The organism is Mesorhizobium erdmanii USDA 3471 (assembly GCF_000472705.1).
GTDB lineage: Bacteria > Pseudomonadota > Alphaproteobacteria > Rhizobiales > Rhizobiaceae > Mesorhizobium > Mesorhizobium erdmanii.
Genome location: NZ_AXAE01000012.1, coordinates 136,376 through 149,011, shown reverse-complemented (window position 1 = coordinate 149,011; position 12,636 = coordinate 136,376). Strand labels below are relative to the sequence as shown.

The 12,636-nt window shown below is 64.5% G+C and carries 15 protein-coding genes and 2 pseudogenes; 9 read left to right on the top strand and 8 right to left on the bottom strand.

All coding sequences use genetic code 11. The features are described 5' to 3' along the window. Positions 1-2 precede the first annotated feature (2 nt). Both A3AU_RS0108085 and A3AU_RS0108080 read left to right on the top strand, forming a co-directional pair. Complete coding sequence (locus A3AU_RS0108085) at positions 3-461, top strand: GNAT family N-acetyltransferase (protein WP_032916991.1); 459 nt, start codon at positions 3-5, stop codon at positions 459-461. Further along, the gene (locus A3AU_RS0108080) at positions 461-1,117 is read left to right on the top strand and encodes a 4'-phosphopantetheinyl transferase family protein (protein ID WP_245235436.1); all 657 of its coding nucleotides are present in this window, start codon (positions 461-463) and stop codon (positions 1,115-1,117) included. Before A3AU_RS0108085 ends, A3AU_RS0108080 begins: the two co-directional genes overlap by 1 nt. 10 nt (positions 1,118-1,127) lie before the next feature. Here the strand turns inward: A3AU_RS0108080 and A3AU_RS0108075 are convergent, their stop codons facing one another. Both A3AU_RS0108075 and A3AU_RS01000000135095 read right to left on the bottom strand, forming a co-directional pair. Further along, a complete protein-coding gene (locus A3AU_RS0108075) occupies positions 1,128-2,225 on the bottom strand; it encodes a KamA family radical SAM protein (RefSeq protein ID WP_027052343.1) in 1,098 nt (365 codons plus the stop codon). Between the two features lie 205 nt (positions 2,226-2,430). Continuing rightward, positions 2,431-2,925: a Rossmann-fold NAD(P)-binding domain-containing protein gene (locus tag A3AU_RS01000000135095; RefSeq protein ID WP_245235435.1), complete on the bottom strand. Its 495-nt coding sequence runs from the start codon at positions 2,923-2,925 to the stop codon at positions 2,431-2,433. A gap of 46 nt (positions 2,926-2,971) precedes the next feature. On the opposite strand from A3AU_RS01000000135095, the pseudogene A3AU_RS01000000135090 reads away from it, so the two are divergent. Then, positions 2,972-3,346, top strand: a pseudogene (locus A3AU_RS01000000135090) (helix-turn-helix transcriptional regulator); the annotation flags it as partial. 192 nt (positions 3,347-3,538) lie between these two features. Here A3AU_RS01000000135090 and A3AU_RS0108060 read toward each other — a convergent pair. The 3 genes and pseudogenes from A3AU_RS0108060 to A3AU_RS0108050 all read right to left on the bottom strand — a co-directional run bounded on the left by A3AU_RS0108060 (position 3,539) and on the right by A3AU_RS0108050 (position 4,926). Then, on the bottom strand, positions 3,539-3,751 hold the full coding sequence (locus tag A3AU_RS0108060; protein WP_027052341.1) for a tautomerase family protein: 213 nt from the start codon (positions 3,749-3,751) through the stop codon (positions 3,539-3,541). Between the two features lie 29 nt (positions 3,752-3,780). Then, positions 3,781-4,148, bottom strand: a pseudogene (locus A3AU_RS1000000140280) (oxidoreductase); the annotation flags it as partial. A gap of 19 nt (positions 4,149-4,167) precedes the next feature. After that, positions 4,168-4,926: an SDR family oxidoreductase gene (locus A3AU_RS0108050; RefSeq protein ID WP_027052339.1), complete on the bottom strand. Its 759-nt coding sequence runs from the start codon at positions 4,924-4,926 to the stop codon at positions 4,168-4,170. 103 nt (positions 4,927-5,029) lie between these two features. Between A3AU_RS0108050 and A3AU_RS0108045 the strand changes: the two genes are divergently transcribed. Next, on the top strand, positions 5,030-5,923 hold the full coding sequence (locus A3AU_RS0108045; protein ID WP_027052338.1) for a LysR family transcriptional regulator: 894 nt from the start codon (positions 5,030-5,032) through the stop codon (positions 5,921-5,923). A gap of 92 nt (positions 5,924-6,015) precedes the next feature. Next, positions 6,016-7,674 (top strand): acyl-CoA synthetase, encoded by a 1,659-nt coding sequence (locus A3AU_RS0108040; protein WP_027052337.1) that lies wholly within the window; start codon positions 6,016-6,018, stop codon positions 7,672-7,674. A gap of 45 nt (positions 7,675-7,719) precedes the next feature. On the opposite strand, the gene A3AU_RS0108035 is transcribed toward A3AU_RS0108040, so the two are convergent. Next, a complete protein-coding gene (locus A3AU_RS0108035) occupies positions 7,720-7,953 on the bottom strand; it encodes a hypothetical protein (protein WP_027052336.1) in 234 nt (77 codons plus the stop codon). 299 nt (positions 7,954-8,252) lie between these two features. Here A3AU_RS0108035 and A3AU_RS1000000140730 point away from each other — a divergent pair, with 299 nt between their 5' ends. After that, entirely contained in the window at positions 8,253-8,384 is a 132-nt protein-coding gene (locus tag A3AU_RS1000000140730; RefSeq protein ID WP_272481083.1) for a hypothetical protein, read from the top strand. A 217-nt stretch (positions 8,385-8,601) separates the two neighbouring features. Here A3AU_RS1000000140730 and A3AU_RS0108025 read toward each other — a convergent pair whose 3' ends face one another. Next, positions 8,602-9,570: a helix-turn-helix transcriptional regulator gene (locus A3AU_RS0108025; protein ID WP_027052335.1), complete on the bottom strand. Its 969-nt coding sequence runs from the start codon at positions 9,568-9,570 to the stop codon at positions 8,602-8,604. A 131-nt stretch (positions 9,571-9,701) separates the two neighbouring features. Between A3AU_RS0108025 and A3AU_RS0108020 the strand changes: the two genes are divergently transcribed. Continuing rightward, positions 9,702-10,172: a RidA family protein gene (locus tag A3AU_RS0108020; RefSeq protein WP_027052334.1), complete on the top strand. Its 471-nt coding sequence runs from the start codon at positions 9,702-9,704 to the stop codon at positions 10,170-10,172. A gap of 420 nt (positions 10,173-10,592) precedes the next feature. On the opposite strand, the gene A3AU_RS0108010 is transcribed toward A3AU_RS0108020, so the two are convergent. Beyond that, positions 10,593-10,874 carry a hypothetical protein gene (locus A3AU_RS0108010; RefSeq protein ID WP_245235434.1) on the bottom strand — a complete coding sequence of 94 codons (282 nt, stop codon included), beginning with the start codon at positions 10,872-10,874 and terminating at the stop codon, positions 10,593-10,595. Positions 10,875-11,183: 309 nt separating this feature from the next. On the opposite strand from A3AU_RS0108010, the gene A3AU_RS0108005 reads away from it, so the two are divergent. Beyond that, a complete protein-coding gene (locus tag A3AU_RS0108005) occupies positions 11,184-12,047 on the top strand; it encodes a hypothetical protein (protein ID WP_245235433.1) in 864 nt (287 codons plus the stop codon). Positions 12,048-12,178: 131 nt separating this feature from the next. Continuing rightward, positions 12,179-12,550: an endonuclease domain-containing protein gene (locus tag A3AU_RS0108000; protein WP_051355309.1), complete on the top strand. Its 372-nt coding sequence runs from the start codon at positions 12,179-12,181 to the stop codon at positions 12,548-12,550. The last annotated feature ends 86 nt before the right edge of the window (positions 12,551-12,636 follow it).

Genomic DNA, 12,636 nt, shown 5'->3' with positions numbered 1-12,636 from the left:
CGATGGACGTTCGGATCGCCCCGGTGACCCCTGCCAACAGTGCCTTGGTCACCGCGCTGCGGCTGGCCCCGGAGCAGATGGATTTCGTCGCAGGCAATGCGGCCTCGCTGTGCGAAGCCAAATCCGACAGGGACGCGCGGCCGCGCGCAATCATGGCCGGCGATAGCGTCGTCGGCTTCCTGATGTACGAAGCGCCACGCGATGACGACGAGGCGCGCATCTATCGCTTCATGATCGACCGCGCCTGGCAGGGTAGAGGCTACGGCAAGGCCGCGTTGCGCCAGGTGCTGCACGAAATCCAGGGGCTCGGCCACATCAGCCACGTTTCCATCTGCTACGAGCCGGAAAACGACGCCGCGCGCCGGCTCTATCGCGCCGCCGGTTTCGTCGAGGAAGGGCTCGACGAGGATGGCGAAATGATCGCCGACCTCGTCCTGCCGGCGGCCGCTGGCAACCGATGATGCCCCCCGCCGATCCTTCCATACCCAACCTGCCCGAGGAGGTCTCTCTGGCGCAGGCCCTGGCCGCTATCGCACCTGGTGGAGTATACGCCGGATGCCGCCTCATACGCGAAGGCGACGAGGCTCATCTGCTGCCGCAGGAAGCGCGTTCCATCGCCGCGCGCCAGCCGGCCACGCGGCGTGCCAGCGGTGCGGCCCGCTGGATCGCGCACCGGCTGCTGGCCGATATCGGCATCGGCGACATCGCCATTCCGCGCGCGCCATCCGCAGCGCCGGTCTGGCCGGAAGGGATGATCGGCTCGCTCGCTCATGACGACGACATGGCCGTGGCGGCGATAGCGCGAATTGCCGATATCGGCGCGCTCGGCATCGACGTCGAGCCGGCGCTGCCCCTGCCCGACGACATTTTCGCGCTCGTTGCAACCACGGCCGACCGGATGGAGACGGCCGACCGGCCTCTTGCCGGCCGCATCCTCTTTGCCGCCAAGGAAGCGGTCTACAAGGCGGTCTATCCGCTCGATCGCGAGGTGCTGGGCTATGAGGATATCGCCGTGGACCTCGACGCGGGCGGTGCGACGACGAGGACCGGCCGCAAGGTCAGCCTCGCATACTGCATTGCCCCGCGCGTGGTCGTGCTGGCGTTTGTCCGGCAATAGCGCAGCTGCCCTATTCGCCGACGATCTCCCGATAGTCCCTCACCAGCCCATCCAGCCCGCGAATACGCCAATTCTCCCCGTCCCGTGCCTCGACATGACAAGGCCCGATCGGCACCTTGCCGCCGCCCTCCGGCAGGTCGAGCACATAGACGGGATTGCAGATGCCCGACAGGCGCGCCCGCAACGCCTCCACCAGCCCCTGGCCTTCGGCAATCGTGGTGCGGCGGTGCGCCATGCCGCGCGCAAGGTCGCCATGGTGCAGGTAATAGGGTTTCACCCCCAGCCGGTACATCAGCTCGCGGCAGAGCTCTTCCAGCACCTCGACGCTGTCGTTGATGCCTTTCAGGAGAACGCTCTGGTTGAGCAGCACGAAGCCCGCCTGGCGCATGGTGCGGCAGGCCGCCTCCGCTGCATCGGTGATCTCGCGCGCGTGGTTGAAATGAGTGACGACCGTGACCATCAGCCGGCCCTGCAAGGCTTCCACAAGCCCTGATGTTATGCGCGACGGCAGCGCCACCGGCACGCGGGTGTGGATGCGTAAGAGCCGCACATGGGAAATGGCCTCGATACGCGCCCGGATTTCGGCCAGCGCCTTGTCGGGCAGCGACAGCGGGTCGCCGCCAGTCAGGATCACCTCGCGGATTTCGGCATGATCTGATATATAGGCCAGCGCCGGCTCCAGCGCCTCGCGCGTATAGCCGCGCCCGATCGAGGTCAGCGATTCCTTGCGGAAGCAGAACCGGCAATAGACCGCGCATTGATAGGTCGGGAACAGCAGCACCCGGTCGGCATGGCGATGCGTCAATCGCGGCACCGGGCTGAACTCATGGTCGGCGATCGGATCGCCAAGCTCGCCCTCCGTTTCCACCAGTTCGTCCGGCGACGGGATCACCTGCGCCCGGATCGGATCGGCCGGATCGTTCCAGTCGATCAGGTCGAGATAGGCTTTCGGCGCGCGCACCTTGTGAAGGGTGGCGGCTGCTTGAGCGGTGGCGCGCTCGGCGGGCGACAGCGGCAGGCGGTCGAGGTCACGGACATGGCGCACCCCTTGGCGGACATCGTCCTGCCAGTCGGGGGCGGCTTCGGCGTTTGTAAGCGTTGCGGTCATCCAAGGCTCCTTGCACTCGGGCCGTTGGATACAGCATTGGGGCGAAGGGCTGAAGGCCACAAGTTGCGAGATGGCCGGACGCTTGGTTTCCTCGCCCCACTGAGTGGGGGAGAGGAACCACATCTCAGTCACCCGAGAAAACCTGAACGCAGGCCGGCTAAGAAAACCCTGCGAGACAAGACCGTCGCAAGGTGTCGCCCCTTGCCTAGCCTTTCGACCCGCCCACCAAGCCCAGCCGCAGCAGGCTCTCGGCCGTCGCGACGATCGCTTCCTCGGCCGGGCGCGGTGTCCAGCCGAGCAGTCGCGTCGCCTTTTCGCTGGTGGCGTCCATCATCACGCCGAGATGCCTGGCCAGCATCCTGGTCGTCGGATCGCCGCGCAGCGCCAGGAGGCGGATGACCCAATTGGGGATTTCGCGCTTCGGCACCTTGCTTGCCGCCGCGCCCATGCGCTGACGCAGCACGTCGGCGACTTCGGCCATCCAAAGGCTATGGCCCGAAATGCCGATGAAGCGCTCGCCTTTTGCGACAGGGCTGGTCATTGCCAGCAAATGGAGATCGGCCAGGTCGCGCACGTCGACATAGCCCGAGTTGACCTTCGGGCAGCCGGGCATGCCGTCCATCAACCGCTTGATCAGCCAGATCGAATGCGAGAAGTCGGCGGCCAGCACCGGGCCCAGCACCGCCACCGGATTGACCACGGACAGTTCGAGGCCGCGCCCTTCTCGCGCGATGAAATCCCAGGCGGCGCGTTCCGACCCGCGCCTGGCGCCGGCGCTGCGGCTGATGCATGGCGACCCCGGCCGCGACTGGCATCTGGAGGACCTCGCCAGGGCCGCCGCCATGTCGCGCACCAGTTTCGCCTTCCATTTCAAGCGGACCGCCGGCGTCGCGCCACTGACCTATTTGACTGAATGGCGCATGCATCTGGCCGAGCGCGCGCTTCGCGAGGAGGATACGCCGGTGGCCGTGCTTGCCCGCTCGCTCGGCTACGCCTCCGAAAGCGCCTTCAGCAACGCCTTCAAGCGCGCCACCGGCAGCGCGCCCAAGCGCTATCGGACGGCAGGGAAAGCCGAGCGGGTGCGGGATACGGAAGCGCAACCGCTAAGCCTGGCGTCTTGAAAAGTCGGGCGAGGCCGAGACAGGTGGACAGCTCGGGGCTGTCCACCTGGCCCCCGCCGGATGCATGTCGCCCCAAAGGGGGCATCCATTTTCAGGGAACAGACATGCAAGGCCCGTGGACAGAGTGGACGTTACGGAAGGCAGCGACCAGTCGTCATATGACGGCTGTCGCGCCGAGCAAGGTCCGCCCCACTATTCCTTGGCGCGATAGGCTTCCGGTATCACGAACACTTCGTCGGCGCGGCCATAGCCGCCGTCAGCGACTTCCTCCACCAGCACCATTGTGGTGGGGCGCACGACCTCGCCGAAAAAGTCGACGAACATGGCCGTGGTCCGGTGGATGAGGTCTTCCTTCTGTGCCCTGGAGAGTGCGGCCCGCGGTACTTTTATGTTGGCGAATGGCATGGTTGTATTCCTTCTGTTCGAGGTGGGTTTCAGGCTTTGGGATGGAGCAGGTCGGCAAGGCCGATCCGTTCCAGGAGTTGCGCGCGCACGCGTTCGGCAACGCCGTTGACGATGGCGGCACCGTCGTCGGAGGGGTCGATATGGACGTGCGGCGGGCGGCGGCCATGCGGCATGGCGACGAGGTCGACGATTGCCTCGGCGACGCCAGCCCCGTCGGCACCTGCTGGTCAACCCCGGCGTATGGGCCGGACCGGTAGAGGCCGGCGCGCTCGGCATCGGCGGGTGCCGCCGCATGGTGGAAATGTTCCGTGCCCTTGGTAAAGGCGCCGGGCACGACGACAGTCGTCTCGATGCTGAAGCGGGCGAGTTTCAGCGCATAGCTTTGATCAATATTGTCTGTCTCATGTCAGCCTCCTTCAGATCGCGCCGCCATTGGCGCGGATGATCTGTCCGTTGACCCAGCCGCCATCCGGCCCCGCGAGGAACGAGACGACGCCGGCAATGTCGTCGGGCTGGCCGAGCCGGCCGAGCGGGATCATTTTGCCGATCGCGTCGACCTGCGCCTGGCTCTTGCCGTCCATGAAAAGCGCCGTCTCGACCGGTCCGGGCGCCACCGCGTTGACGGTGACGCGGCGCGCGCCAAGCTCCTTGGCCAGGATGTGCGTCATCGCCTCGACCGCCGCCTTGGTGGCGGCATAGACACCGTAACCCGGCTGGTAGAGACCAACGACGCTGCTCGAAAAATTGACGATGCGGCCGCCGCCGCGCAGGCGTTTGGCGCCTTCGCGCATGCCACGGAACACGCCGCCGAGATTGATTGATATCTGCGTGTCGAACGAAGCGTCGTCGGTCCCGGCGATCGGCGAAAGCTTCATGATGCCGGCGTTGTTGACCAGGATATCGACACCGCCGAACGCCTTCTCGCCGGCGTCGAACAACGCGGCGATGCCGTTGGGATTAGCGATGTCGGCCTGCACGGCGATCGCCTTGCCGCCATCGGCTTCGATCGCACCGACGACCGCTTCGGCCTCGGCGCGGCCCTGTGCATAGTTGACGACGACGGCGACACCGTCGCGGGCGAGCCGCTTTGCGATCGCCGCGCCGATGCCCTTGGAGGCGCCGGTCACGATCGCTGTTCTGGTTGGTTGGCCCGTTCTCTTTTGCTCGAATGTCATGGAAGTCTCTCCGTGTTGTCAGTGACACGGATATAGACGTAGCCACATTCCGGATAATCAGCCGCCACTTGACATCACTATTCGGAAACTGCGAACAAATGCCATGGATCGTCTGGACACGATGCGGCTCTTCGTTCGCGTGCTTGAGCGGCGCAGCTTCACCGCTGCCGCCGCCGATCTCGGCCTGCCGCGCTCGACCGCGACGGAAGCGCTCCGGCGGCTCGAAGAGCATCTCGGCGCGCGCCTGCTCGAGCGGACGACACGGCAGGTGAACGCCACGCAGGACGGCGAGGGCTATTACCGGCGCTGCCTGTCGATCCTGGCCGAGATCGAGGACGCGGAGGCCGCCTTCCGCAACGCCGAGCCCCATGGCCTGCTGCGCATCGACGCCAGCACGCTGCTCACCCGCACCTTCCTGTTGCCGCGCCTGCCTGAATTCCTCGCCCGCTATTCCCGCATCGACCTGCAGATCGGCCAGAGCGACCGGCTGGTCGATCTCGTTCGCGAGGGCGTCGATTGCGTCATCCGCGTCGGCGAACCGCCCGACAGCGGCATGATCATGCGCCGGTTGGGCATGATCCGCGAAATGACCTGCGCCAGCCCGGCCTATCTCTCTCGCCATGGCATGCCCGCCTCCCCCGACGCGCTCGACGGCCACCAGGCTATCGGCTTCGTCTCGTCGCGCACCGGCGAGGTGCTGCCCTTCGAATTCACCGTCGCCGGCAAGACCCGCGAAGTCCGCTTGCCGGGCCGTGTCGCCGCCAACAACTCCGACACCGCCGCCGATCTGGCGCGGCTCGGCCTCGGCCTCATCCAGGCGCCACGCTACCGCTTCGAGAAAGACCTTGCCGACGGCACGCTGGTCGAAGTGCTGGCCGATTACCCGCCGTCACCGACGCCGCTGTCGGCGCTCTACCCGCAGAACCGGCAGCTCTCGCCGCGCCTGCGCGTCTTCCTCGACTGGGCGGCGCGCATCTTCGCGCAGGCGAACTTGTAGAGCGGCGGCGTTGCCCATCAACGCCATCTGATGCCATTGTCGCCATGACGGCGTCCCATGGGGAGACGGGGGCGCCGCCAGGGAGGATTTTCATGACCAGGACACACGCCGGCTTGCCGCGCTACGAGGACGCCGTCGCGACCTTTCGCATCGAGGATGAGATCGCCAGGCTTCACGGCGATCCGGCGACCGGCATCAACGCCTATGTCGAATGCTGCGGCCGCCACACCGGCCAGAACCGGTTGGCGCTGCGCGCGATCTCCATCAGCGGCGAACTCAGGCAGTTCAGCTTCGAGGACCTCGCCGACATGTCGGGCCGCGTCGCCAACCTGCTTAGGGGTCTCGGCGTCGGCCCCGGCGATGTCGTGGCCGGCATGCTGCCGCGCATCCCGGAACTGGTGGCGCTCATCCTCGGCACATGGCGCATCGGCGCCGTCTACCAGCCGCTGTTCACCGCCTTCGGCCCGAAGGCGATCGAACACCGGCTCGGCTACAGCGGGGCGAAGCTGGTGGTGACCAATCCGGCCAATCGCGGCAAGCTCGACGAGATCGAAAACTGCCCGCCGATCGCCACCATTCTTGGCGCCAGTGATGTCCTGCCCCAGGGCGACATCGATTTCCGCGCCGCGCTGGCCGCCGCTTCGCCCGACCGCGAACCCGTGATGCGCAAGGGTGACGACCTGATCATGATGATGTCGACTTCGGGAACGACGGGCCTGCCCAAGGGCGTGCCGGTGCCGCTGAAAGCCCTGCTCGCTTTCGGCGCCTATATGCGCGACGCGATCGGGCTGCGCCCCGACGACGTCTTCTGGAACATCGCCGATCCCGGCTGGGCCTACGGCCTCTACTACGCCATCACAGGCCCGCTGCTGCTCGGCATCGCCACCACCTTCAACGAGGGCGCCTTCACCGCCAAAAGCACCTATGAAATCATCGAGCGGCTCGGCGTCACCAGCCTGGCCGGTTCGCCGACCGCCTTTCGCCTGCTGCTCGCCGAAGGACCCGAGGCCGCCGGCCGCGTCAAAGGCCGGCTGCGCCTGGTGAGCAGTGCCGGCGAGCCGCTCAACCCGGAAGTGATCCGCTGGTTCGACGCTCACCTCGATGCGCCCATCCACGACCATTACGGCCAGACCGAGAACGGCATGATGGTCAACAACCATCACGGCCTTGGCCATCCGGTGCGCACCGGCTCCGCCGGCTTCGCCATGCCGGGCTATCGCATGGTGGTGCTGGACGACGACGGAAACGAACTCGGTCCCAACCAGCCCGGCATCCTCGCCGTCGACATCGCCAACTCGCCGCTGCGCTGGTTCGACGGCTACCACCACGCCGAGACACCGGCCATCGTGGGCGGCTATTACCGCACCGGCGACACGGTGGAATACGAACCGGACGGCTCGGTCTCCTTCATCGGCCGCGCCGACGACGTCATCACCTCGTCCGGCTACCGCATCGGCCCGTTCGACGTCGAAAGCGCGCTGATGGAGCATCCTGCAGTCAACGAGGCGGCGGTGGTCGGCGTGCCCGATCCGCAGCGCACCGAGATCGTCAAGGCCTTCGTCATCCTGGCATCAGCCTACCAGGGCAGCCCCGAGCTTGCCGAGGAACTGGCGCAGCACGTCCGCAAGCGGCTCTCGGCCCACGCCTATCCGCGCGAGATCGATTTCGTCTCGGAGCTGCCGAAGACGCCGAGCGGCAAGATCCAGCGGTTCCTGCTGCGCAAGGCCGAGGTGGAGAAGCGGAAGGGGTGAAGCGGCAAGGGTGAGAGCCGCGTTCGAGCCCGCCCGCGCGCGGTCCTACTTCTCGGAGAACGTGACGCTCACGCCGCGCTGCCGAAAATAGGCCTGCATCAGCTTGCGGCCTGCGCGGTTGCCCTGCGCCAGCCTGGCCGGATCGAACACCGCCTGCTTTATGCCCTCTCGTGTCAGCGCGGCCTTCAGCGTCGCGATATGCGCGTCAAGGTCGGCATTGTCCGCCCCGAGCGAGGCATAGATAGTTTCGATCGCCTCGGCCACGGTCACTTCGCTCACTGGTGTCGTCCTTTGGTTGGTCGGGCGGCGGCTTTAGCACAGATTCGCGGCGCCGCGATACCGATGAGACCGTCCGTGCACCCACGCGGTGCGATCGCTGAACCAGGCCTACCTGGCGAGCGGGATGGCTCTGGATCGCTTGGGTACTGCAACTTGACTGCCCAGGCGCGTCGGCCTCTTGCGTCGCGGCGATAATCGACGGAGGCGTCTTCACCACCGAGAAAGCCGACATCCGTGTCGAAACCGCCGGCCGCTCGATTAAGGGCATAACCGTCTGCAATTTCGAGAAGATGGACGGCATGCACCATTTCAGCGGCACGGCGAGCGAGCAGACCGAGTTCCGCCACACCGTGGCAACGAAGCTCGATCATCCGAAGTTTTGCGACCTGATCGTGGATGCGCTGGAGCCGCTGGTCAGGCAGAAGAGGTGACGCAGGCTTAGTCCGTAGGCGGTTTCGCGACGGAATTGTCGAGGCGCCGGGCGGCAAGATTCGACGGGCAGCCAACCCCAGAGTGACCTGGGGCTGTTTCCAGACCATCCGGTTTCGGTAGTAAGTTGCGAGACGCTGCCGTTCTTCTGCCGACCCCATTGTCGTCGTTCAATTGGACTCGCCGAAAACCTAAAAGCAGTCGCTCTCAGGCACCCGTCTATCTTCCGTCGCCAGTATAGATTTTTGCGAGTGCGCCAACGACACTCGCCATTTCGGCCCGAAGCTCGGGTGGTCCTACTACCTCGGCGTCCTTTCCGAAACGCAGTATCTCCATCGCGGCATGAACCATGGAACCAACCGATAGGGAGACCTGCTTCCAGCCCCGTGCATCGGCTCCCTCCGAAACTACAGCCCCGTTGCGGACATAGGGAGGAAGAAGCTCCTCCATCATGTCTATGCCCCAGGGCGAGAGACGAATTTCGGCTCGGTTCGGATGCAGGTCCACCTCGTATCGCCTAATGCTCTCCCTCCAATATCCTTCGAGGTCGAAAGCCTTCGGATACTCAAAGCGTTCATCGAGCACCGTCATCGGGCCAATTCGAGAAACGCGAAAGCTGCGAACTTCATCTTGAACTTGGGCGACTAGATACCAAGCACCGCCTTTCAGGACGATCCCGAGAGGCTCGATCCTCCGTTCCTCATCTCTCTTCCGGCTTTTGTAGCGCATGCGTATCGGGTTCTGATTCCGCACAGCATGGGCAATCGTGGGCAGATGTTCTAAGGTCTCGGGCTCGGCGAACCATGACGGCGCATCGAAATGGAAACGCGCTTTCATCGCGCCGGATCGCATGGTTTCCGGCAGTGCAGCCAAAAGTTTTGCGCGCGCGCTTGCCGCAACAGCACCCATCCCCAAGTCAGCCGCTTGCCGAGTTAGGCCGACCAGAAACAGCGCTTCGGCCTCTATCGAGGATAAACCGTTGAGGCGAACCCGATAGCCATCGAGCAGTCGATAACCTCCGCTGCTGCCTCGCACGCTGTAGATCGGGATTCCTGCTGCGCTAAGCGCGTCTACATCTCGATAGATCGTACGCACCGATACCTCGCATTCGGCAGCGAGCGCCTCGGCGGTGACGTGTCCCTTCGCTTGCAGCGTGGTCAGGATGGATAGAAGACGGCTTGCTCTCATGAGAAAAGGATAAACCAACCTGACACAAGGTGACAGGTATGGCCGCCTAGAGTGTTGTCGTCGGTGATGGGTGGACAAGACACCTCTGCCCATCCCGACTCTATCTCAGACCCCCAGGGACTCAGAAAATCATGTCACGCGCTATCAGGCACCTGCTCATTGGAGGACTAATTATCATGGGAATATCGACTGCGGCGACTGCGCAGGAACTAACCATCGTCAACCCGCCGAACCTCGGCGACCCCACGCTGAACGGCTACAGCACTGCGGTGATCGTGCCTGCCGATGCGCGGGTAGCCTATATTTCCGGGCAAGGCGGCTTTGAAGCCACGGGGCAATTGTCGCCCGACTTCGCGACGCAGGTTGCACAATCATACGCGAATCTTGCCGCAGCGCTTGAGGGTCTCGGTGCCAGGCCGGATCAGGTCGCCAAGCTGACGGTTTTTGTGGTCGATCACGACATGTCGAAGCTCGGAGTGCTGAAACAGAACGTCATTGGAATGTTCGGCGACAGGTTGCCGGCGCAAACTCTCGTTCCCGTCCCCAAGCTCGCAATCGACTCGATGCTTTTCGAAGTCGAGGCGGTTGTCGTCCTTCAATAGACAGATTGACCCGCTGATTGCTGTGGCTTGACGCGCCATCGGTGTCACTGATCGAACGGTCGAGCGGCCGCTTTCGATAAATTTCGAAAGAAGAGCCGCCCTTCCGCTTCCCACCCCAAGTCATTCCTGACCCTCATCTTGAGTGGCGCAATCCAGATGGCGGCGCCACCCGGACAGCATTGCGTCATGGGAATGAAGTACCGAAAGCACTTCGCCGGGACTCAGGCCGTCATATCCGTATGCTGGACGAATTCCAGGCGCTCGTCGCAAGGGGACATTCGGTGATCGAAGCCAGAAATCTCATGGCAACGGCCGCCATTTAGGAGATCGAACGTCGGTTCGGAATGACGGGAACGAGGCGCATTGCTTCCATTAGCAACACGGACAATCAGGGCTCGACCGCGGCTCGTTTGCCCAAACTCAGTGCGCCACGCCCTCGCCTGCGTGCAGCAGCCTCCACGCCGAACCCATCCGCCCATCGAACTGCGCCGCAAAATGCGCGGCCGCCCCATCCTCCAGGCCGTCATCGACAAGTGCCTCGATGCTTCGCCGCATCAGGGCGAGCTGCATCCGCCGGGCGTGTTCGAGATCGGCCTCTCGCATGATTGCCGTGACGTGGTAGGCAATGACGGGCTGGCCCAGGCACGACAGCAGCGCGTTGGCCTCGGCTGTCACGGCGGTCACTGCGTCTTCGATCTTCATTCTGGCGATCCTCATCAAAAATGATGCTGACGCCTCCCCGCAAGGCGACGGTGGTCCGTCGCTTCTTTTTTAGGTTCAGCCCTCCGCGAATACTGGAAGCCGGCTCCGAAAACAGTATCCGTCAGATTTGATTCAAAGGCGAACGGATAGTTAATCGATGGTTAATGGCAGCGCTTGCCATCCCGCCCCGATCATGATGTTTCGTCTCGATGGTTCCTGCCGCGCAATCGCCGCAAAGCTGCCCGATGGCTGCCTTGCCTGTTGATCGCCACGAAGAAAGGTTCTGTCATGCGGTTGGTCTGGACGGTCATGTTTGCACTTGCGAGCAGTGCTGCTTTCGCCGCCTCGCCCGAGGACGATTATATCGCCGCGCGCGACAAGGCGATTGCGGAGATCGCGGCGATGGAAAGCACGAACACGCCGGTGGAAACGCTCGATGCGGCCAATGAAAAGGCCCGCGCCGATCTCGAAACGCGTCTCACCGCCCTGCTCGGGCCCTTCACGGTCAAGGATTTCCCGGCAGCCGGCAAGATCAATATCGAAAGCCTCAGTTCCTCCGATGTCGGCTTCGGCATGCTGGACGGGCTGCGCCACGGCACCGAGGATGGCCCCAGCATCGTGGCCTCGACGCGCGGGCTGGTCGAGCGCTGGCTCAAGTCGCGCGCCGCAGAGACGGACGCCGATCTCAAACTGCCGACCAGCTTCGACGCGGCGCTGAAGCTCGATGCCTTCTACACCCAGGCCATCGGCAGCGACGCCGCCTTCACCGGCACGCTCGACTTCGCGCTGAAGAAGCCCGAGGGCGCCGACATGGTGATTGCCCGGCTCGGCGGCTGGGCACAGGATGTCGGGCCGAACTACGACCAGGAGGTCGTCGTCACGGTGGTCAAGGGCAACAGCGTCCTGATCGCCGAAGCGCCGGCGACGCCGCCCCTCCCCAAGATCGCGGCCTGCGACGCCGTGTGGAGCGCCGCCGACGCCGCCGCCCAGAAACTGGCCAAGCAGGCCACCGACGAGAGCGACGAAAACACGTCCGATGCCGCCAACGCCGCCTGGACCAAAGGCGACAACGACTTCCGCGCCTGCCTGGGCAAGAGCCTGCCGGCGGACGCGGCCTATCCGGCGCTGCTCGCCCAGGCGCAGTCGCTGGCGGATAAAATGGCGGGGAAGTAGCCGTCGACGCAAGAGGGCGCGGCGCCGAAGCTGCTAATCTCCCCCCCCCAGTGGGGGAGATGTCCGGCAGGACAGAGGGGGGCGCCGTAGAGTAAAGGCCTCGATATCGCTACCTCGGACCAGCCCCTACAATGACCCACACGCCCCTGCCGCCAAGACACCGGGCCAACGCCAGATCGATGCGCAAGGTGATGACGGGCGCCGAGTTGAAGCTTTGGAACGAACTTCGCGCGCATCGGCTGATGGGCTTGGGCTTTCGCCGGCAATTTCCAATCGCCGGCTACATTGTCGACTTCGCTTGCCCGGAGAAAAAACTCATCGTCGAAGTCGATGGCTCGCAGCATGGCGACGAAAATCTGGCGATAGCCGACCAGACCAGGACGAAGCGCCTGGAACAGGATGGCTGGATCGTGCTGCGCTTCTGGAATGATGATGTCATTCGCGACATTGGCAATGCTTGCCAGCATATCGTCATTGTGGCGGGTTTGGGCGGGACGGACTGAGAGGTTGGCGGGACAGCGCCCCCCTCTGCCCTGCCGGGCATCTCCCCCACGAGGGGGGAGATTGGCTGCTTCGTCGCCGGCCCCTA